Here is a 20,673-nt window from a genome sequence, read left to right on the forward strand (position 1 = left end):
AGCGTATGCAGCTCAGCAGTGGTATCTGGTCCGACTATTGATCTGCAAGGATGCCGTTAATCGTGTCGTTCAGCTTCGGCAGAGCTTCAGCTGGGTCAACGCTTCCGCGCTCGATCTGTTCGATGACGGTGTCTGCTTCACTGTTGATTTCATCAGCCTTGAAGGTGATGGGGTAGTACGACAGTGATGACGGATCCTTTGTGATGTCAATGTATGCGGAGACATCCACTCCGTTCGCTTCGTGAGCCTTGGCAGCTGCTTCAGACTGCGACGTGATGGACGGGAAGACCACTGCTTCCTTGGCGATGACGGACTGGCAGTCTTCCGATGTCAGGTACTGAACCCACTGGAATGCCTGATCCTTGTGAGTGGAGGATGCCATGATCGATGGTGCAATGCCGTTGATGATGGTCTTGCGGCCTTCTGGTCCCTTCGGCAGCGGTGCGAACTTGAAATCGCCTGCCTCGGAGTTTGCCCAGGTGTTGATGCGCCATGAGCCGTCTGGGATCAGGGCAGCTTTGTTCTGCTCCATCATCGGTTCGAGGCCGAGGTTGCCGGCCTGTTCAAGCGGAGTGACGTAGCCTGCTTCAATCTGCTTCTGCCACCAGGTGAGAGCCTCGATCAGTTTGGGATCGTTCATCTGGTACTGAGTGCCGAACGGGTTCTTGTCGAGGTATTGGAAGCCGTTTGAGAGCGCCAGCCATGACCATGGGCCCTGGCCGACAACGCCGCCACCGCTTTCAAGTCCCCATCCGTATGTGGCAACTTTGGTCTTGTCAAAGTCGGCCTCGTCGCCACGCACACCATTTTCGTCGATGGTCAGATGAGCGATGAGTTTGCCGAATGAACCGCCGTCCTGCGGGTTCCAGTCCAGGTCCTTCAGGGATTCGGGATCAATCCCGGCGTCTTCAACATCTTTGGCGTTGTACACCAGTGCGATTGTGTCCCAGTCCTGCGGAATGCCGAAGGTCTTGCCGTCGTAATCCCACAGGGAGGCAAGGTCGCCGGTGTACTGGCTCATGTCGATCTGTGCCTTGTCAATGTACGGCTTGAGATCCTCGAGGGCGCCCTTGGATGCGAGCTCCGGGTAGTGCGCAACGTGGTTTGTGATCACATCGGGAGCTGTTCCTGAGGAAATGGCAACTGACAGGTTCTGCCAGTAGTCATCCCAGCCTTTCTGGTCAATGGTGACCTTGATGCCGGTCTTCTCCGTAAAGTCGGCTGCGCACTTTTCGTATGCCGGCTTCTGGTTTGGATCCCACAGGCTGTAGGTGATTCCCTGTGAATCCGATTCGCCGGACATGCCGGCTGCACCGGAGGTACCTTCGTCTGTCAGTTCGGCAGGTGTGCAGGCGCTCAGTGCCAGTGCGGCCATTGCTGCCGCACATGTTGAGGCGACTACTTTCTTCATCATCTTCTCCTTTGAAATTGTGTTGGAAAAAACTTTGCGGAACGTCAAAAGGTTTGTGTTACTTAGCGGACGTCAGACCGATTGATCCGACAAGCTTGCGACCCAGCAGGATGAGCACCAGCAGCATCGGAAGAGTCTGCAGGGTGGCAGCAGCCATCAGCCCGGCCCAGTCGGGGCGCGTGGAAGGCGATGCCTGCTGGAAAACGGCCAGCGCAACGTTAAGCAGTCGTACTGCGTGCTTTTGTGCGACCAGTTGCGGCCACAGATACTCATTCCATGCGAAGACCGCCTGGATGATGGCGATCGTGGTCAGGGGTGCGGATGCCATTGGCGCGATGATCTGGACGAATGTACGCCAGTGCCCGGCACCATCCAGCGTTGCCGCCTCTTCAACTTCACGCGGAATGGACAGGAAGAACTGGCGCAGGAAGAAGATCGCGAACGGGCTGATGAAGAAATAGGGTGCCAGCAGGCCGGTGAACGTGTTGAGCAGACCGGCGTTCTTGATCAGGATGAAGTTGGGCAGCACGATGAAGATTGGTGGAATCATCATGCCGGTCAGGAACAGGGCGAACAGCGCGTTTTGGAAGGGGAAACGCAGGCGTGAGAATGCGTATGCCGCCATCGCGGAGGTCGTGACCTGGCCAACCACCAGCAGAGCCGTGAAAATTACGGAGTTACGCAGGTAGAGCCAGAAGTACATGGTTGCTCCGGATCCGCCTGCAGCGAGGTCCTCTTTTGGTGTTGCCAGACCGAGGACGCGTTTGAAGTTGATCCACGTTGATTGCTGTGGAATCAGTGAGTAGTCGCCGTTGAAGATCTGCGCATTTGGGGTGAACGCCGTGCGGATCATCCACACGAACGGCACCAGTGTAATGAAGAGCAGGATAATCAGGGCGATCCATCCGGCAACGAGACCCGGGCGAATGGGGCGGCGATTCTTCTTCGCAGCCCTGCTGGCCTGCGTGTCAGTGCGATCAGCTTTTCGAGACAGTGACGTCATGACTTCACCCCAGATCCGTTTCGGTTGCGCGGGTGACGCGCAGTTGAACCAGCGTCATCAGCAAGATGATGAGCAGCAGCACCACAGCCATGGCTGCTGCGTATCCCATCTGGCCTTGCTGGAACGCTTTTTCGTAGATGTAGAAGTAGATCACGCGCGTCGAGTTAACAGGTCCGCCTTTCGTTGCCACGGCCACGGTGTCAAAGATCTGGAATGACCCGATGGTGGAGACCACCACGACCATGACCAGAATGGGTCGGATCAGCGGCAGTGTGATGGAGAAGAATGTGCGCCATGTGGAGGAACCGTCAATTTCAGCAGCCTCGTACACCATGGTCGGAATGATCTGCATGCCCGCGAATATCAGTAACGCGGTGTAGCCCATATTGCGCCACGAATTGACGAGGGCGACGGTGTAGATCGCGATGTCAGGGTTAGAGTAGAAAGCGATCGGACCGACATTGAGATAGGACAGCATGTGGTTGAGCAGTCCAACGTTGGGATCGAGGACGAACAAGGTGATCACTGCGATCGTCACGTTGGGAACAAGCCAGGGGACGAGCAGCAGGGATCGGATCAGGGTTGAATGCGAGATCCGCTGCATCAGGGTGGCGATAGCCAGGCCCAGAGCTGTCTGCGTGGAAATATTGACGACCACGTAGATCGCGGTCACGACCAGTGCATGACCGAAGTGATGGTCGCCGATGAGTTTGCGGTAGTTGTCAAAACCGACCCAATGAGGCGTGCTGATCATGTCCCAGTCGGTGAACGAAATCTGCAGGCCGCGGATCATGGGCCACAGGTAGAACAGCAGGAAGCCGAAAATGGCAGGTGCCAGGAATACGAGCGCAACCGGAACATCGCGCAGTTTGCGTGAATGCCGGTGCGTCTGTGCGGGTGAATGCGCGCCCTTGCTTTGTACAGTAGTGCTCATGAGGTCCTTCGTCTTTGAGCCCTCGACGGGTTGAACAGTTACTATTATTAGGTTACTTTCTTTAATAAGTCAATGTGATGGAGAGAGAGTCGTGTATGCCTGCTCCTAAACGCCTTCAGCGGCGCGCGAATATGGCGCGTGTTTTGCGTTACTGCCTTGAGAGTCCGCGCACTCTCAGCGACATTGCTCAGCAGTGCAGCATCACCCGCCCCGCAGCGGAATCAGTTGTCAGCGACCTCGCGGATCTGGGATGGATTACCGAGGTCGCCCCTCCGCAGGGATTCACATCATTGGGACGCCCCGCAGCGTTCTACGGAATGGCTACCGATGCCGGCCACGTCCTTTCCCTCGATATTGGAGCCCACCACATCACTGCGATGTCTGCTGATCTTTCAGGCAAAATCCTGGATGAACGAAGCATCAACATTGATGAAGACTGCTCTGCCGATACGCGTATCGACGTAGCTGTTGACCTGACGAACGAGGTGCGCGAACACACCACCTGTGGGACAGCATGGACCTGCGCTGTCGCTTCGCCAGGGGTTCAGCATGATGGACGTGTGGTCTACTTCGGGGGTGAAGGCATGCCCGGTTGGCAGGGACTGGCACTTGATCAGATTTTCAGCGACAGACTTGGTGTGCGCGTGCGAACAGCTGGAGACTGTGCGCTGGGTGCCCGTGGCGAATCCTGGAAAGGCGCTGCCAGCCAGTATTCCGATGTCGTCTTTATCCTGGCGGGGCGTCGTACCGGTGCTGCGAGTGTCATCGACGGTCGTGTGCGTGAAGGCCTCATGGGCAGCGCCGGTCTGATTGGTGAACTCCCGTGCATTCGCTGGAAAGACCTTGAATCGGAAACATTCGTGTCGCACCGATTTGCGGGCCGTACACCCACGCGAGAAGAGCTGTTCGAAGGAGCCCTGGTCGCTCATGACGGTGACGCTGATTACCAAGGCGCGATAGCTGAATACGCACACATTCTTGCGCAGGGAACTGCTGCGATGATTCTTGCTATTGCTCCGCAATGCGTGGTGATCGGCGGACAGTTTGCGCGATACGCGTCCCTGTTTTACGACCAACTAGTTGACGACCTCACCGACCTATGTCCTTTCATGCCCCATGTCGCAGCCTCCACACTGGGCAGACGCGCCGTCGCATTAGGAGGAATTCGACTCGGCCTTGATGACATTTTTGACCAGATCACTCGTCTCGTCACGCACGCCGACTATTTTCCGTCAATTTCGCCGAATACGCTGTGGAAATAACTCTCCAGAGCCAGCACGTACTATACTCACGTTTACTGCCACGGGAGCCCAGTTGTGCTGGGTTGAGAGGAGGGGGAACAGGGCCCCTCGACCGTTGAACCTGATCCGGGTTAAAACCGGCGAAGGAAGGCTCTCTTCTCGTGCGCGTCTTCAAGGTCATACACGAGAAAGAGGACACGATGACTGACCAGAAGCCGCGCCTGAGCTGGCGCGTTGTTGATTTTGTGACAGCTGCAATCCTCGCGGTAGCCTGCGGCTGCATTTTCCTGCTGTGGAACCAGCCCGGTGATTTATGGACCAAAGCGATGGATGCCCTCACCCCGGGTCTGGGCGGAATCGCCGTTGGAATCTGGCTGATTGGCGGTGTTCTGGGTGGCCTCATCATCCGCAAACCCGGTGCCGCACTGTTCGTTGAACTCCTGGCAGCATGTATGTCCGCAGCTCTGGGATCACAATGGGGCATCGGCGCGGTGTATTCAGGCATCGTGCAGGGACTCGGAGCTGAACTGATCCTCCTGATTGTTCTGTACCGCCGCTTCACATTGCCGATCGGCATTCTGACCGGTATGGGTTCAGCTCTGGGTGCATTCGTCTGGGAATTCATCGCCTACAACCACGCCAAAGGCGCACTGTTCAACGTCACGTACTTCATCACCACGCAGATCTCCGGCGCATTGCTGGCAGGCCTGCTCGGATGGTTCATCGTGCGCGGACTGGCTCAGACCGGCGCGCTTGACCGTTTCGCAGCTGGACGCGAGCGCCACGAACTCGTATGAGTCCGGCGGCAACTACCCGCGTGGATATCGGAGCCTCCGTTCACATCGACAGATGGGGATGGCGGCACGCCGGTAGACGCGCATGGGCACTGAATCAGATCACCCTCGACATCAGGCCCGGCGAACACGTCCTCGTACTGGGGGCATCCGGGTCCGGCAAGTCAACACTGCTGTGCGGTATTGCCGGCGTACTCGGAGGTGACGACGAGGGTGAATCTCACGGCACGCTCACTGTTGACGGGGCTCGCCCCGAACAAATGCGTGGCTCCATCGGCCTGGTCATGCAGGATCCGGAAGCACAGGTCGTGCTGGCGCGGGCCGGTGACGACGTCGCATTCGGATGCGAGAACCTGGCGGTGGAACGTGAGGAAATCTGGCAGCGCGTCGATCAGTCGCTGCACATCGTGGACCTGAATATTCCGCTGGATCATCCAACGTCAAAACTGTCCGGTGGGCAGAAACAGCGTCTTGCCCTGGCAAGCGTGCTCGCCATGGATCCGCGTCTGCTGCTTCTGGATGAGCCGACAGCCAATCTGGATCCGCAGGGCGTCCAGCAGGTCCGCAACGCGACCCGCGCAGTACTGGAACGTACCGGTGCCACAGCAATCATCATCGAACACCGCGTTGACGTCTGGATGGAGCTGATTGACCGCGTCATCGTGGTGATCGACGGCGCAATCGGTGCTGACGGCACCGTGCAGGAAGTCCTGCATGACCAGGCTGATTACCTGCGTGAATGCGGGATCTGGCTGCCTGGTGACGAAGAAGCGGTGATCGGTGACAGTCGGCGTGACGTACGCAATCAGCACACTGACAGCATCGTGAGTGGCAGCCAGGCTGATCCGGTCACCACCAACACGGATGCCATCACTGTCAGTGACCTGACTATCGGATACGACCCGGATCATCCGATTCGGCGCGACATTTCGATGCGTATTCCGCAGGGCAAATGCACCTGCATTGTCGGCGGAAACGGGTTGGGAAAGACAACACTGGCTTTGACGATGGCCGGCCTGCTCAAGCCGCTTGACGGCAAGGTGCGAATCGATCCGGCGCTCACTGCAGCGTCGGATAAAACCTCTGCGCCCGGCGAGGGGCCCGAACAGACAGTCTCACGCCGCCCGGAATGCGCCGACCCGTACGAATGGCGCTCGCGAGACTTGGTCGGACGATTGTCCATGGTCTTCCAGGAACCCGAATACCAGTTCGTGTGCCGTACTGTTCAAGAAGAGCTCGAACTCGGGCCGACACTGGCGAAGCTGAAGGACGATCAGCGCGACGAACTGGTCAAGCGTTTCCTGAAAGCTCTGAAACTTGAGCACCTTGCTCGCGCGAATCCCATGACACTGTCCGGTGGAGAAAAACGCCGCCTGTCGGTGGCGACCGCGCTGATCAGCGCGCCGGACATTGTGATCGCCGATGAGCCGACCTTCGGACAGGACCGGTCCACATGGGTCGAACTGGTGGCACTGCTGCGCTCAGTGGTCGATGCCGGCACCACGCTCGTGGCGATCACGCACGACCACTCATTTGTTGAAGCAATGGCGGACAACGTCATTGATCTGAGCGAAGTTGGAACCGACGCACGCACAGATCCGGCATCTGCCGGTGGTAGTGAGAGCACAGATGGCGTGGACGCCCTCGGCAATGAGGGGCATTCGCGTGCACACAGGCGGGGCGCAATGCTCAAAAAGGTCAACCCTGTGACGCAGGTGCTGGGAATCGCTGCAATGACGACCCCGCTGATCGCTTCCATTGACACAGTCAGTGCAGGCATTGCGCTGATCTGTGAACTGCTGCTGCTCCCACTGGTGGGAATCAGTGCGAAACAGATAGCAGTGAGAATGATCCCGGTCATCATCGCCGCACCGCTGGCGTCTGTGTCAATGCTCCTGTACGCCGACCCGGGTGGAACGCTGTACTGGCACTGGGGGCCGATGGCGATCAGTGACCGCTCCATCGCGTTGGCAGCAGGAATATTCCTTCGTATCATCGCCGTCGCAATGCCGGCGATCGTTGTGTTCTCTCACATCGATCCGACTGACATGGCAGATGGACTCGGACAGATACTGCACCTGCCGGCACGCCCCGTCCTGGCATCCCTGGCAGGTGTCCGTATGGCCGGACTCATGATGGCCGACTGGAAAGCGCTCATGCAGGCTCGACGCATGCGCGGCCTCGGTGACGCCAACAGGTTCATCGCGTTCTTCCAGGGAGCGTTCGCACTGCTCGTCTTTGCGCTGCGCCGCTCCGCCAAACTGTCGGTGACGATGGAAGCACGAGGATTCGGTGCAGATACGCGGCGCACTTGGGCGCGCCCCTCCACAGTCAGCTGGGCGGACATGGTCTTCATGGTGCTGTGCATCGTGATCCCGGTGATCGCACTGACCACAGCAATCCGTTTCGGCTGTTTCGAATCAATCGGCACCTGAACAGGAACGAAGACAGACGAGCCGGCCGCAGGTACCTCACTGGGTACAGCGCCGGCTCGTCTGTCTGTCTGCGGCGCATCACCCATGCAGTAGGCTGACTGAGTGCCGACTTCCCATATTGCCAAAACTGACGACGTCAACCCTTTCGAGCGTGCCACGTCCTCGTATGGGCACATCCGCCCCGGATACCCGGCTGCAGCGGTCGACACACTGATCGGTGCCTGCGAGGCGAGCGGCCTGCAGACCGAGTCGCCAGTGCGTATCGCAGACATCGGTGCCGGCACAGGAAAAATGACGTTCGCACTGGCACGGCGTGAAGTCGATGTTGTTGCCGTTGAACCGGCCCGGGCAATGCGCGATCAACTCACCGGCGTTCTTCATGGGCATGACGTCGCCGACAATTCGGCCATGAACGAGGGCGACCCAGCTGCGGATGGAACACCATGGCATCAGGCGCACTCAGGGCTTATCCGCGTGACTGATGGAACCGGGGAGCGGACCACATTGCCGGATCGAAGTGTCGACGGTGCAGTATTTGCACAGTCGTGGCACTGGGTCGATGCGCATGAGGCGAGCGCCGAGCTGGCGCGAATTGTTCGACCTGGCGGCGTGGTGGCAGCAGTGTTCAACCAGATGGATGTGCGGATGCCGTGGGTGCACCGCCTGACACGGATCATGCGTTCGGGCGACGTGCACCGGCCCGACAAACCACCCAGGTGGGACCCGCCGATCACACCGGCGACGCTGCATACCTGCAGGTGGATGCACGTCTTACTGCCCGAACAGGTGATGGAACTGGCACGCACCCGCTCCTCGTACCTGCGGGCGAGCACGGCCATGCGCAAACGCATGCAACGCAACCTGCACTGGTACCTGTACGAACACCTGCGCTACGAAAGCGACCAGTGGGTGTCCATCCCTGTCGTCACGATGACGTGGATTGCGCGCAACGGACTCAACTAAAGTGTGCCGGCAGCTTTAACAGTGATGCCGGGGCGATTCTTACGCGCTGCCACCAGCGCAAACCCTACCCATTAATTCCAGGATGGCGGATGTCGAGCTGGGCACGCACCTGATCGATCATGTCCATGACCTCCACCGTTGTGCGCCACGGCATCACACTGCTTTGGGTGTGACCCTGGGCCAGGCAGCGCGCCACTTCAGCCGCCTCATACTGGAAGCCGCCGGGAATGCGGGCATCCCACTGTTCCACGACTTCGTTCCCCTCGTCATCCCACGTGCGCAACTGCAGGATACCGGGCTGGTAGAACTGCTCAGGCAACTCCAGGCACCCACCTGCACAGACCACTTCGGCCGCTGTAGCTGAACGCGCATCCATCGCGGCGCGAGCCACACCCAGCGCATCGCCTGCGCGCACAGTAACAACCTCAGCGGTGTCAAGGTGATCAGGACGCATCCGGCCGTGCGCCGACAGCTCCTCGGGCGCACCGAGCACCTGATGGACAAAAGACAGGGAATACACGCCCAGATCCAGCACGGCTCCGCCACCCAGCTCAGGGCGAATGAGGCGCGGAACGTCAAGGAGGCGCTGCCCGTGATCAGCATGAACCGAATGCACCGCTCCCAGACCCCCTCCGGCGAGGATGGCGCGAAGAACGTGATGGTGAGGCAAGTGGCGCATCCACATAGCCTCCATCGCAAACAGGTGCGCTCGTTCAGCCGCATCGAAAACATCGCGTGCCTGCTGTGCCGTCATCGTGAACGGCTTTTCCACCAGCACAGGCTTGCCCGCACGCAGAGCCATCAGCGCGCAACGTGCATGGTAGGGGTGGATCGTCGACACATACACCGCGTCCACGTCATCGCACGCCACGAGTTCCTCGTACGAATCCACAGCCCGCTCGACGTCATTGTCACGTGCAAACGCCTTTGCCCTGGACGGTTCGCGGGCAGCGACCGCGACGACGCGTGAAGTCGTGTACGAATTGATCGCGGTACACATCGTGCGGGCAATGCCGCTGGCACCAATGATTCCCCACTGAATACTGGGAGCATCCATCGGGTCAGGGATGTGCACGTCGCCAGCCAGGCGGCGCATCGCAGGCGGCAACTCCGGGAGGGTTTGATGGGGGGACGAGGGTGTCTTCGATGTATCTGGCGTCATAATTCGATTCTGTCACATAAGTGTGCCGACTACGTGCGGTCGAAGGTGACGCCAACGTCAGGTGAATCGTGGTGATGCGGTGCGATGTTCGTACAATAAAGAGGACACGGACGTGAACGTATCCCCACGTCTGACATTCCATGCAACACGGAGGTGACGGGTGCTCGACAGTCCATCTCTGCTCGGCATTATCGCCGCGCTGGTGATGTATGCAGTGTCCGTGTCGCCGTCCCTGCTGCCCAGATCCTGGTGGTGGCAAGCCGTCGTGTCCGGCGTTCTGGCATCGCTCGGATACGTGGTGGGAGTGGTGATCGAGAGCGCGGGAACGTTAATTTTGCGCCTGACTGACTTAACCATCAGTGCCTCGCCTGCCACCGAAACCGGGTTGCGGTGGGCCGCATTCGTTATTTTCATGATCTGGTTCATCCGATCAGTTGTTCAGTCATTCATCCACGCCCGCTCAGCTGCGCAACTGGTGGACATGCCCGGTCCGCGAATCAGTTCCATCCTGCTGGGAATGGTCGGAGCATTTGTGCTCTTCCACGTGATCATCGGTGTACTGGATGCGTTGCTGTGGATGCTGGCCACCCTGGTCACTTTCCTGGCGCGATGGATACCGGTGTGGATCGCGTTGGCGGTGGGATGCGCAATCATTGTGGCGCTGCTGATCCTGTTGACCTCAAAAGTGATTATCGCTGGAGGTGTCACGTTCTTTTCCCGAAAGGCATGGGAAATGAACAACCGCACCGCCAAAGGGATCTTTCGTCCCGAGGTGCCCGAACGATCCGGATCCCACCATTCCCTGGTGTCGTGGGCATCCGTTGGCGGTCAGGGCCGCGTGTTTTTGGGACGAGGCCCCTCGCGCCACGACATTGAAGAGGTGACCGGGCGCGAGGCCCTCGAACCTATTCGCGTCTACGCCGGCATGCCGACAGGCGGGCAGACCCTCGCTGACGCAGCTGACATGGTGGTGCGCGAATTGGAACGCACCGGCGCATTCGAGCGGGCGGTCATCGCCGTCAATACGTCAACGGGATCCGGCTGGGTTGACGAGTGGGAAGTGCAGCCTCTGGAGTACCTGAGCTGCGGCAACTGCGCCACAGCATCGATGCAGTATTCCTACGCACCCTCGTCCCTGCATTGGATGACCGGATTGGACCACTGCGTCGAAGCCGCGATCATGCTGTACCAGGCAGTCAAGAAGGCAGTGGACGGTCTGCCTGCTAATCAGCGGCCGGCGTTGTATATCACTGGAGAGTCGCTCGGCGCATTCGCCTCACAGGCTGTGTATACCGACCTGGCCGATGTGATGCGTCAGGTGGACGGTGCGCTGTGGGTGGGGACGCCCTCGTTCACCCCGATGCATCAGGAGCTGACAGAAAAGAGGCATCGCGGATCGCCCGAGGTGGCACCTGTTGTGGACAATGCGCGGCATGTGCGCTTTGCGACAGGTCCGGAGGATCTGCGCCACGATATATACGGCCGTGAACTCGGGCCGTGGCACTTCCCGCGCATCATCTACGCACAACACCCGTCCGACCCGGTGGTGTGGTGGACGGGCCGCCTGGCGTGGTACCAGCCGGACTGGATGCGTGAAAAAGCCGGCCGCGACGTGTCACTGTCCATGGAGTACACCCGTATCGGGACATACCTGCAGGTGCTGGCTGATTTGCCGGTGGCGGGTCGGGCACCCGGTGGGCACGGGCACACCTACCACCACGAACTGATCCCCATGTGGAAGGAACTGCTGGGGCTTGGGGACGCAGAACGTCCCAACACGCTGCCCGATGGCCAGTGGGCTGATGATGCGATGCTGCGGAGGATCGGGCACGCCATTTCCGCCAACATTGCGCTGTCCGAACGCCAGTAGGCGGCGGTCAGGCAGGCTGCCGGAGAGCGAGTCCCTTGAGCGTTACTGGCGCGGAACTGCGATATCGACGGCAGACTCGTCAACCCTGACATGTACCGTCGAGGCTGTTCCGACCGGATCCCCGTCGACTTGCACGATGCACGGCTGATCGACGTCGACCTTGACATCGCGGCACTGGCGAGCTGTCATGTGGCCGGTCGAAGCAGGCAGATCCAGTGGTGTCCATCCTGCTCCCTGCGCAAGAATCTTCCCCGCAACGTCTGCCCAGCCAAGCAGACCTGCGCGCACGTCCACTGCCACCACGTCGAGGAGTCCGTCAGTCGGATCCGCATCAGGCACCAGCACCAGGTAGGGCAGCTCACCACAGTTGGCAACCATGATGGTCCGTGCCGGCACATCGCTCAGTTCTTCAACATCAGGGCGGTCACCCTCGTCTGCCTGCGCGTCGGGGTGTTCTGCCAGGTCAGGAGCCACCGTCGACTGGTCGGCGGAGACAGCATCCTTCAACTTCAGTGACGCCTTCATGCGTTTGCCGTGCAGCGCCTTCACACCGGAAATGACGTAGGCAATCCACCCGATCTTCTTCTTCAGACCAGAATCCGTGTTCGCCATCGTCTCGCCATCAAAGCCCATTCCTGCAATGACCGTATAGGCGAATTCATCATCCTCTGCGATGGTGTCACCGTTCGCATCCAGGCGTTCGCGTGCTTCGCGGATCAGCTGGCCTTCAGCGGTCAGGTCGCCAACCTCGTCCGGATCTTCCATCCGCAGCCACGCCAAGTCACCGTGAATAAAGGTGCTGCCCAGCGCAATACGGATGGCTTCATCCAGGTCGTCGGTGGGAATATTCAGGTTGCGTGCCAGCAGGTTGCCGGTTCCGGCGGGGATGATTCCCATCGGCACGCCGCTGTGAGCCAGGCTGGCCGCAACTGCACGCACGGTCCCATCACCGCCAGCAGCGATGACCAGTGATGCGCCCTTCGTCAGGGCCTCAATGGCCTGCCCGGTGCCGGGATCTTCCTCGCTTGTCTCAATCCACTCGATGTGGGAGACGTTGCATGAGCGCGCTACTTCTTCGACGTGGGCCTGGAACTGTTCAGTATCGGACTGTTTGGCAGGGTTGAACACGACCCACACGTTCTCCAGCGTCTTGTCGCTCTCATGGGTGTTGACGTCGAACTGGGCGTCCTGGCGCGCATTTGAGCGCGATTGCTGGAAGGCGAGCCAGCGTACGACCAACACCAGACCAGCTGCTGTAGCGCCAGCCGTGGCCAAACCGATCCATCGTGAAAGATTGATGCGTCCCATGAAAAGCTCCTATCTGACGGTGCGACTGTCTGGACTGTGCAGCTTCGAGTTCCCAGCGGTGCGGACGGGCCGGCCCGCCAGTCCTGTTCGACTCTCTGGTACCTTCTACCTCTATTGTCGGGCAAAGTGGGCGCAGGGGCGCGGCGGTTAATCCTTCTGCCTACTTCTCGGCCGCCGGCTCGATCGCCTTGCCGGCTTCAGCAGCCTGATTCTCGATGGTGCGGATGAAGTAGTCAACAGGGTAGACACCTGTCAGGTACGCGTTGTTGATGAAGAACGAGGGTGTTCCCGTCAACCCCACTGATTTGCCGTGCTGCGTATCAGCCTGGACGGCGTCCTTGATCTTCTCGGACGTCAGGTCGGCGCGGAATTGATCCAGGTCTGCCACACCTACCTGCTCAGCAATCTGCGTGACGGACTCTTCAGTGTAGGACGCATGATCTTGCGTGGGAGCCTGAGCGAAAACCGCTTCGTGGAATTCGACGTACTTGCCCTGCAGGCCGGCTGCCCGCGCAGCGGCGGCAGCGATGTCAGACCCCTTGTCGGAGAAGATCACCATGTCGCGGTACTCGATGCGCAGCGTCCCATTGTCAATCAGTTCCTGAAACTTGGGCTCAACCTCCTGGGCGTACTTGGCGCACATGGGGCACGAGTAATCCGAGTACTCGACCATCACGACGGGAGCGTCGACCTCGCCGCGCGCCATCGGGTCGTTGGGATCGCGTCGTGGCTCATCGGCCAGAATCTTCAACGCCTCCTCATTGGTCTGCGAGGGAGCGTAGTCCAGCTGCTGTTGAGTGGTTGCGGATTCAGAGTTTTCACCTTGCTGCGATGCCGCCTCGTCCTGTGTCTGCGAGGACGCCTCGCTTTGTGCCTGTGACGGCTGCGGCGCGGTGCTTCGCCCAACGAACACTCCGGCGGCGAACGCCAGGACCACTGCCAAAACAGCGGCAATGGCGACCAGGACGGATGACGAGGAGCGCGACGACTGTGAGCGCGCCGCACGAGCATCAGTGCCGTGCGTAGCTGATCCTGCTGGTGCGGAATTCTCGTCTGCACCAGCAGAGCCGGTGGAGGAGGCTTGTGAGCCGGAGACGGGCACGGTGCGCGTCAAATGTGAATCTGCGCGACCAGGTGATTCAGAATCAGAAGAAGTACGCTGAATGTCCATACACGCACATTATCGCGTTTTACGTGGCCACGTCGGTCGAGCCACCTCCGGTGCACAACGCGATGCGATCCGAAGATTCAGAGCAGATCCTTCTTCTGCATGATCTTGAGGGCCGCCCATCCGAAGGGGATACGACCGTAGAAGGTCACCAGTCGGTACAGGACGGCAGTGGACAGTGCCACCGAGACGGGGATGCCGGCAACCTGCAGTCCGCCGGTCAACGCAGCTTCCACCGGACCGATACCGCCAGGCGAGGGGATCACTGATCCCAACGAGTTCGACGCCAGATATGTCACCGCCAGGGTCAGCAGGTTGAGCTCACCGCCGAAAGCCTTGAGCGCTGCCCAGAACGCGCCGACGAAGCCGATATTCATCACGATGTTTCCACCCAGGACGGCGGCGATACGCTTGGGCTGACCCACGATCCAGATCAGACGCGGGTAGATCTGCTTCCACGTCGGCTTGATTTTTGCCCACAGCCACCTGCGCAATTTCGGCACTGCGAGCGCTGTGGCCACCACCGCCAGTACTGCGACCACGATCAGCACGATCGTCGACGTCGGCAGGGAAATGTTAAGCGGTGTGGATGATGCTCCGGTCAGCAAGATGATGAGAAGCAATGCGACAGTTGTCAGGAACTGGGAGATCTGCATGAGCGTGACCGTGGTGATCGCCATCGGTGTCTCAACTTTTTGTTTATTGAGGAAGCGCAGGTTCAGCGCCGCAGGACCGATACCGGCAGGAGCCACGACCGTCACAACGGACGCGGCGATCTGTGCCAGGGTCGCGTCAGACAGTTTGATCTTCTCGGTAGACAACGCCACCAACGGCACGGCAGCACCGAACCACGTGAGCGCACCCAGGATGAACGCGATAAGAATCCACACCGGGCTGGCAGACGTAACAGCATCAGCGATTTCGCGGAAGTTCATCGAGCCGAGCACGACGATGAGGGCCACCGCGAGGATCGCGACCGTGATAATCGTCTTCGGGGCGAAGCGTTCAAGTTTCAAAAGCTGGGCGGATTCGTTCTTCTCATCGCCCACAATCGCAGTTCGCAGATTTGCCAACGTTTCACTCTTACGCACGGCACGGCTGATCTGCGCGGGCAGCACCGCGCCTTGCAACACCGGCGCGCTGGCCTTGAGTTCACGGATGCCTACCGCGCGCACCGCACTTTCCAGGGCGCGTTTTTCACCCACGCACACCGACAGCAACACCAGCATCTGAGCAATGTCGATCCTGCGGTTGAGCTCGTTCGTTGCCACTTCGCCCTGATCCCAGCCGAGCAGCCATACCTGTCCGGACGCGTCCAGCATCACCGAGTCGAACGTGAGATCGCGGTGCGTGATCGACCGGGAATGCGCCAGGAGTAACTGATTCCACACCTGATCCAGTACGTCGTCAGACAGGAGGTGATCAGGCGAATCCTTGAGCGTTGTCACCGGCGGGATCGCCTTGGATGCCACCAGGATTGAATCGCCTACCTGGGCCATTCCCAGTGGTTCAGCAACATGCACGCCAGCTCTGTGCGCAGCCAGCGTCGTCAGCGTGGAGCGTTCAGCGTTGGCTTTCAGCGACGGCGAGACCCATCGTGATATCCCGCGCAGACGCAGATTGTTCCATACGTCGATCAGCGTGCCTGTCAGTTCGCGACCCGGATCAAGCACCTGTACTTCCCACAGCCTGCCGTGGTCATCCCACACCGCATAGTGGCGGGCGTCGGGGCGTTGCGGGTAACGCGTGACGGTGTATTCAACCAGGTCCACATCGGTGGTGAACATGTGCAGATCCTGGCGCGTGGAAGTGACGTCAGCTTCCTCATCAGTGGAAGTGGTCACCTCATCGGTCACGTCAGTTTCAGGCGTGCCGGCATTGGTCGTCTCGCTGCCGGCTTGCACCGCGGTCGATCCTGGCCGAGCACCCACTAGTGCCGTATCGCGCCCCGGCTGCATGTCGGCCCCACTGATTACCGAGGCAGACCCGTCCCCTGTTGGATGGCGATCCGGATTGACGCGCCGTGAGTCTACCTCGTCAATCTTCCACGTCACCAGCGGCGAGGTTGACGTTTCCAGGTCGGAACGGATGATCCGCGAGGGGACAATGCCGATCGACAGCAAGCCTTCGACAATGTCGATTCCAGTGGCACGCTGATCCTCGAAACCGAGGACCCATCGTGCCAGTGAGCCGATCATACGGCCAAGCAGCAGGGAGACGAGCGCTGACGGAAGGCTCATGGTGCCGCGAATGACGCCGAAAAATGCGACGACCGCCAGACCGAGCCAGCCGTAGCGGATGGAACGCATATGCGTCGTTTCGCCGGCTGTGGTGAATAACGCGGCAAGCGTCATGAGGACCAGGTTGATGGCGGCGTGTGCGCCGAAGGTGCCGGTGGCACCTAACGGAGCCGTGAAATCGGCAGGTACATGATCGAGCACTATCATCAGAACCCAACCAGTGAACGTCGCGATCGCCGCGGTCAGGAGTGTTTCGATGATGGTGGTGAGTCTTCCTCGCCGGGCAAGCGCGCCCACGATGACGATAGGGCCGGCCAGAATGATCAGGCCCTCGATCAGCGTGACGGGCAGCAGGAAAATGGCTCGCAGAGCGCCGGCAAAGACGTTGCGCACATCGTCGGTGACCCCTTGCGTGGTTGAATGGGCGTACATACCCAACACCCACACCAGTGCGATTCCCAGGAGTGCGAGGATAACGTCGGTCAGATCCTCACGTCGGCGCGTGCGCTCCTCATGACGGTCAGCGAAATACGCGGGCCGCGACAGGCGCGGAAGGGGAGCGGTCGCGCGTTGAGTGGCGGCGAGCTGGTCGATCGACAGGTCATCGATGGACGCGTCGGGGTTTGAGCCGGGCGGCTCAGTGTCAGTCTTGGCAGAAGCGTTCGTGGTGGATCCGTGCGGTGTGGGCGTCGACGGGCCTGACGTCGCGGAGGGCGATGCGGATGTGGGTGTGGCTGAGCCAGGTTCGACCCAATCGGATGTCGTCGACTGGGGTGCCGTCGAATCCGCGCCCTTCAAAGTCATACGATCTATCCTAATGGCGCAACGCCTATTCGTGCAGTAACACATATAGGGTAGTGCGTGCACCGTTTTGAGGTGTTATGCCCCGCTAATGAAAGGGAACTTGTGCTGGCTGTAACCGTGATGCCAACCGATCAATCGTGGTTGACAACCGTCATCGGTTGGTTCCACGATCCCGAATCCTTGCTGCTCGCGATGGGTCCGTGGGTGCTGTGGGGCACGCTGCTGATCGTCCTGATCGAATCGGGCATTCTGTTTCCGGTGCTGCCTGGCGACTCCCTGCTGTTCACGGCCGGTCTGCTTCATGAGCGCCTGGGGCTGCACCTGCCGACCTTGATTGCACTGACGTTCGTCGCTGCGTTTATCGGCGCACAGATCGGCTATTGGCTGGGGCATCGATTCGGGCGGCGTCTCTTTTCCGACAATGCGCGGATTTTGAAGACCGAGCATTTGCACCAGGCTGAACGCTACTTCGTGAAGTATGGCGGGCGCTCGCTGGTGATCGGGCGTTTCATCCCGTTTGTGCGCACATTCATTCCGCTTGCCGCCGGTATCGCGCGCTACCCGTACGGCAAGTTCGTCATCTATAACTCGCTGGGCGCTCTGGCCTGGGGCGTGGGCATCACATGGGCCGGCTCCGCGCTGGGCGGTATCCAATTCGTTCACGATAATTTGTCAGTCATTATCATCCTGATCGTCGTGGTCTCGGTCATCCCCATGATCGCCGAGTTCGCCATTCAGCGTGTCCGTCAGTCTCGCAAAGGTCGCGCTGAAGCAGCCGAAGCATCCGCGCAGGTGTCGGATGCAGTCGATGCCGACTCCGAGGCTGCTGATCGCAGGTCCGGGTCAGTCAGCTCTGGTCCCGAAGCTGTCGACCCGAAGCCTGAGGCATTTCGGCGGGCCGGCAGCATCGCAATTGACGAGGGTGACCCGACCGGCACCGATCGCGCCACAGAAAGCTGATTCATGAACTGGGTTGCATGGTTGGGGCTGATGCCACTGGTGATCGCGATGGTTGTCATCGCAATCCTTCCCGGCTATTTCTGGGTGCGCACACAGATCCGTTCATCGGTGGTGGCTGCTGCAGCCGGACCGGCACTCACTGTCGGAACCGTGTCGATCCTGTCGATGATCTGGCATGCGCTGGGAGTTCCGTATACCCGCGCTACCGTTATGCCGGTCCTGGCATTGCTGACCTGCGCCGGAGCTGCGGTTTATGTGCTGCGTCGGCGCGCAAACCCTGAACATGGCGAACTGCTTGGAGACAGCCTGGTGGCGCGGCCACCACTGCGGGCAGATGCGCCGGCCTCGCACGCCTACCGCATTCTGTCGCGCAGAGCGCGCGGCGCAATCTGGTTCATGGTGTTTGTCGGCTGGGTGCTGGCCGCACTGCCCATGCTGATCGCGGCCAATCCGCGTGATCCCGTGCAACAGTGGGACTCTGTTTTCCACGTCAATGGTGTGTGGTCGATTCTGGAGACCTCACGTGCGGATCCTTTCGGAGGGTTGGCACCTCTGTACGGTGGACGTGAAGTTTTCTACCCGAACGCCTGGCATGCGTTCACGGCGCTGTTCGCCACGCCCGAAACCGTGATTCAAACGTCGAACGCGGCCTCGCTGGCACTGATGGCGCTGTGGGCGATCGGTGGCACAGCGTTCACTGCTGTCGTCACCACTTCACGGGTTGCCGTTGTCGTGGCACCCGTTGCTGCGGGCTGCATGCTCTCCATGCCGGCTGACGCCCTGACCATGTACAACCAGTGGCCCAACGCGTTGGGAGTCATCCTTCTGCCGGGAATTGCTGCAATGAGCCTGGTCTGGGGCAGGCGGTTGGCGCGATCGACCGATCGTGGGTTGGCTGGCGCGTTTGCACATCTTCCGCTGGGAGGGCTGATTGCCCTGGGCTTCGTCGGCATGGTGCTCGCCCACCCCACGGCCGCGTTTTCACTGGCTGTGCTGCTGATTCCACCGATCATTGCGTCCATGTTCATCCTCGTCAGGCGCTCCGCGTGGATCGGTCACTACGGCGTGGCTGCGGCAACAGGGGTGGTGTGCGTGGTGGCGGTGTGCGCGCCGCTGTGGATGCTGGGTATGGATCGCGTGCAGGCGATGGGGGATTACCCGAGGCGGGGCATTTCTTACGAGCAGGCTTTCTCGACCTTCCTGACCCCTTATCCGCCTTTCACCCGCACCATCGGCTTGATCTTGACCATCACGATCACCGCGGTGCTGATGCTGATTGGCATCATTGCGCTGATCCGCGGCGCATTTGTGTGGTCTCGAGTGGTCAAGAACGACATTCCCACCTGGCCGTGGCCGTCAGTGGTGCAGCCCGAGGCAGCAGTGCCTTCCGGCGCAGCGGCCCCCTCCGACGAGGCAGCGCAAACCGATGCAGCGCTCCACTGCCAGACAGCAGATTCTCACGATGCGGCAGAGCAGCCCTCGGCAATGCTGCAGGATTCGACGGAGCCGCCCTCGTCGACGGCCTCCATGACCGTGAGCGAACGAGCCGACCTGTGGATCGCAACGCGCCAACGCGTGCGCGAATCGTATGGGCCGCGTCCGACAACCTGGCTCATTGTCTCTTTCCTGCTGTTCGCGGCACTGACTTTCATGGCGTATGCGCCAGATTTTCCCGGACGCACCTACCTGCTGGCACCGTGGTACATGGATGCTCGTCGCATCATGGGGGTACAGAACCTCACGATGATTCCTCTGATCGCGTTCGGTTTCGAGCAGCTCGTGAACTGGGTGCGCTCGCACAGGGTGCGCGCCGCTGACGAGCATCATGCGCAATCGTCACTGTGGCGGGTCGGCGCACTGCTCGGCGTGTGGATCGTTGCCATGTCACTGGGCGGCGCGATGGATGCTCGGCTGTGGGCGGTGCGATACGTGTACGACGCAGATCACCTAGGCAAACCCGGAATGTCAACGAACGCGGAGCTGAACATGTTCCGGCGCATGCCTCAGACGGTGCCAGAAGATGCGTTGATCGTCGGAGATCCCATCGCCGGCGAGGCCTACTCGCTGTCGATCGGACAGCGTCAGGTCGTGTTCAGGCAACTGTCGACGGTTAACAAGGACACGGTTTCGCAAGATATCCTGCGCCGATCCTTTAATGAGATCCACACCAATCCCGAAGTGTGCCAAGTGGTTCGTGACCTTGGAATCACGCACTTCTTTGAGGACGAAGATGGCCAGTACTACAACTTCGCACGCTCCTCGCGAATGCCAGGGTTCTACAACGTGGACACATCCCACGGCTTCGAGCTGGTCGACACTGGCGGCACGGCGAAACTGTACCGCATTACTGCCTGCGACTGACGAAGCGCAGGGCGCGCGG

13 protein-coding genes and 1 pseudogene are annotated in these 20,673 nt (G+C 60.1%); 7 read left to right on the plus strand and 7 right to left on the minus strand.

The genetic code is table 11. The annotated features are described in order from the left end of the window. Positions 1-34: 34 nt before the first annotated feature. The 3 genes from BLT69_RS00275 to BLT69_RS00285 are packed head-to-tail and all read right to left on the minus strand — an operon-like array spanning position 35 to position 3,348. Positions 35-1,414: an ABC transporter substrate-binding protein gene (locus tag BLT69_RS00275; protein WP_092648057.1), complete on the minus strand. Its 1,380-nt coding sequence runs from the start codon at positions 1,412-1,414 to the stop codon at positions 35-37. A 55-nt stretch (positions 1,415-1,469) separates the two neighbouring features. After that, positions 1,470-2,414 carry a carbohydrate ABC transporter permease gene (locus BLT69_RS00280; RefSeq protein ID WP_092648058.1) on the minus strand — a complete coding sequence of 315 codons (945 nt, stop codon included), beginning with the start codon at positions 2,412-2,414 and terminating at the stop codon, positions 1,470-1,472. Between the two features lie 4 nt (positions 2,415-2,418). Further along, positions 2,419-3,348 carry a carbohydrate ABC transporter permease gene (locus BLT69_RS00285; protein WP_058237630.1) on the minus strand — a complete coding sequence of 310 codons (930 nt, stop codon included), beginning with the start codon at positions 3,346-3,348 and terminating at the stop codon, positions 2,419-2,421. A gap of 95 nt (positions 3,349-3,443) precedes the next feature. Here BLT69_RS00285 and BLT69_RS00290 point away from each other — a divergent pair, with 95 nt between their 5' ends. The 4 genes from BLT69_RS00290 to BLT69_RS00305 all read left to right on the plus strand — a co-directional run bounded on the left by BLT69_RS00290 (position 3,444) and on the right by BLT69_RS00305 (position 8,781). Next, positions 3,444-4,610: an ROK family protein gene (locus BLT69_RS00290; RefSeq protein ID WP_058237631.1), complete on the plus strand. Its 1,167-nt coding sequence runs from the start codon at positions 3,444-3,446 to the stop codon at positions 4,608-4,610. Between the two features lie 179 nt (positions 4,611-4,789). Then, complete coding sequence (locus tag BLT69_RS00295; protein WP_058237943.1) at positions 4,790-5,386, plus strand: ECF transporter S component; 597 nt, start codon at positions 4,790-4,792, stop codon at positions 5,384-5,386. Positions 5,387-5,406: 20 nt separating this feature from the next. Then, a complete protein-coding gene (locus tag BLT69_RS00300) occupies positions 5,407-7,818 on the plus strand; it encodes an ATP-binding cassette domain-containing protein (protein WP_257590341.1) in 2,412 nt (803 codons plus the stop codon). A gap of 102 nt (positions 7,819-7,920) precedes the next feature. Further along, entirely contained in the window at positions 7,921-8,781 is an 861-nt protein-coding gene (locus tag BLT69_RS00305; RefSeq protein ID WP_092648060.1) for a class I SAM-dependent methyltransferase, read from the plus strand. 64 nt (positions 8,782-8,845) lie between these two features. Here BLT69_RS00305 and BLT69_RS00310 read toward each other — a convergent pair whose 3' ends face one another. Further along, positions 8,846-9,943, minus strand: coding sequence for a Gfo/Idh/MocA family protein (locus BLT69_RS00310; protein WP_082628638.1), 1,098 nt, complete (start codon positions 9,941-9,943; stop codon positions 8,846-8,848). 160 nt (positions 9,944-10,103) lie between these two features. Here BLT69_RS00310 and BLT69_RS00315 point away from each other — a divergent pair, with 160 nt between their 5' ends. Next, positions 10,104-11,813, plus strand: coding sequence for an alpha/beta hydrolase (locus tag BLT69_RS00315; protein ID WP_443592064.1), 1,710 nt, complete (start codon positions 10,104-10,106; stop codon positions 11,811-11,813). A gap of 42 nt (positions 11,814-11,855) precedes the next feature. Here the strand turns inward: BLT69_RS00315 and BLT69_RS00320 are convergent, their stop codons facing one another. From BLT69_RS00320 to BLT69_RS00330, 3 genes are all read right to left on the minus strand, one after another. Further along, the gene (locus tag BLT69_RS00320) at positions 11,856-13,121 is read right to left on the minus strand and encodes a diacylglycerol/lipid kinase family protein (RefSeq protein ID WP_058237634.1); all 1,266 of its coding nucleotides are present in this window, start codon (positions 13,119-13,121) and stop codon (positions 11,856-11,858) included. 160 nt (positions 13,122-13,281) lie between these two features. Beyond that, positions 13,282-14,292 (minus strand): DsbA family protein, encoded by a 1,011-nt coding sequence (locus tag BLT69_RS00325; protein WP_058237635.1) that lies wholly within the window; start codon positions 14,290-14,292, stop codon positions 13,282-13,284. Between the two features lie 77 nt (positions 14,293-14,369). Then, positions 14,370-17,333, minus strand: a complete 2,964-nt coding sequence (locus BLT69_RS00330) for a lysylphosphatidylglycerol synthase transmembrane domain-containing protein (RefSeq protein WP_058237636.1) — start codon at positions 17,331-17,333, stop codon at positions 14,370-14,372. 120 nt (positions 17,334-17,453) lie between these two features. Here BLT69_RS00330 and BLT69_RS00335 point away from each other — a divergent pair. Beyond that, positions 17,454-18,092 (plus strand): annotated as a pseudogene (locus BLT69_RS00335) (DedA family protein); the annotation flags it as partial. A gap of 204 nt (positions 18,093-18,296) precedes the next feature. Continuing rightward, positions 18,297-20,654 (plus strand): DUF6541 family protein, encoded by a 2,358-nt coding sequence (locus BLT69_RS00340; protein WP_154955729.1) that lies wholly within the window; start codon positions 18,297-18,299, stop codon positions 20,652-20,654. Positions 20,655-20,673 lie beyond the last annotated feature (19 nt).

This window comes from Schaalia radingae, from assembly GCF_900106055.1.
Lineage (GTDB): Bacteria > Actinomycetota > Actinomycetes > Actinomycetales > Actinomycetaceae > Pauljensenia > Pauljensenia radingae_A.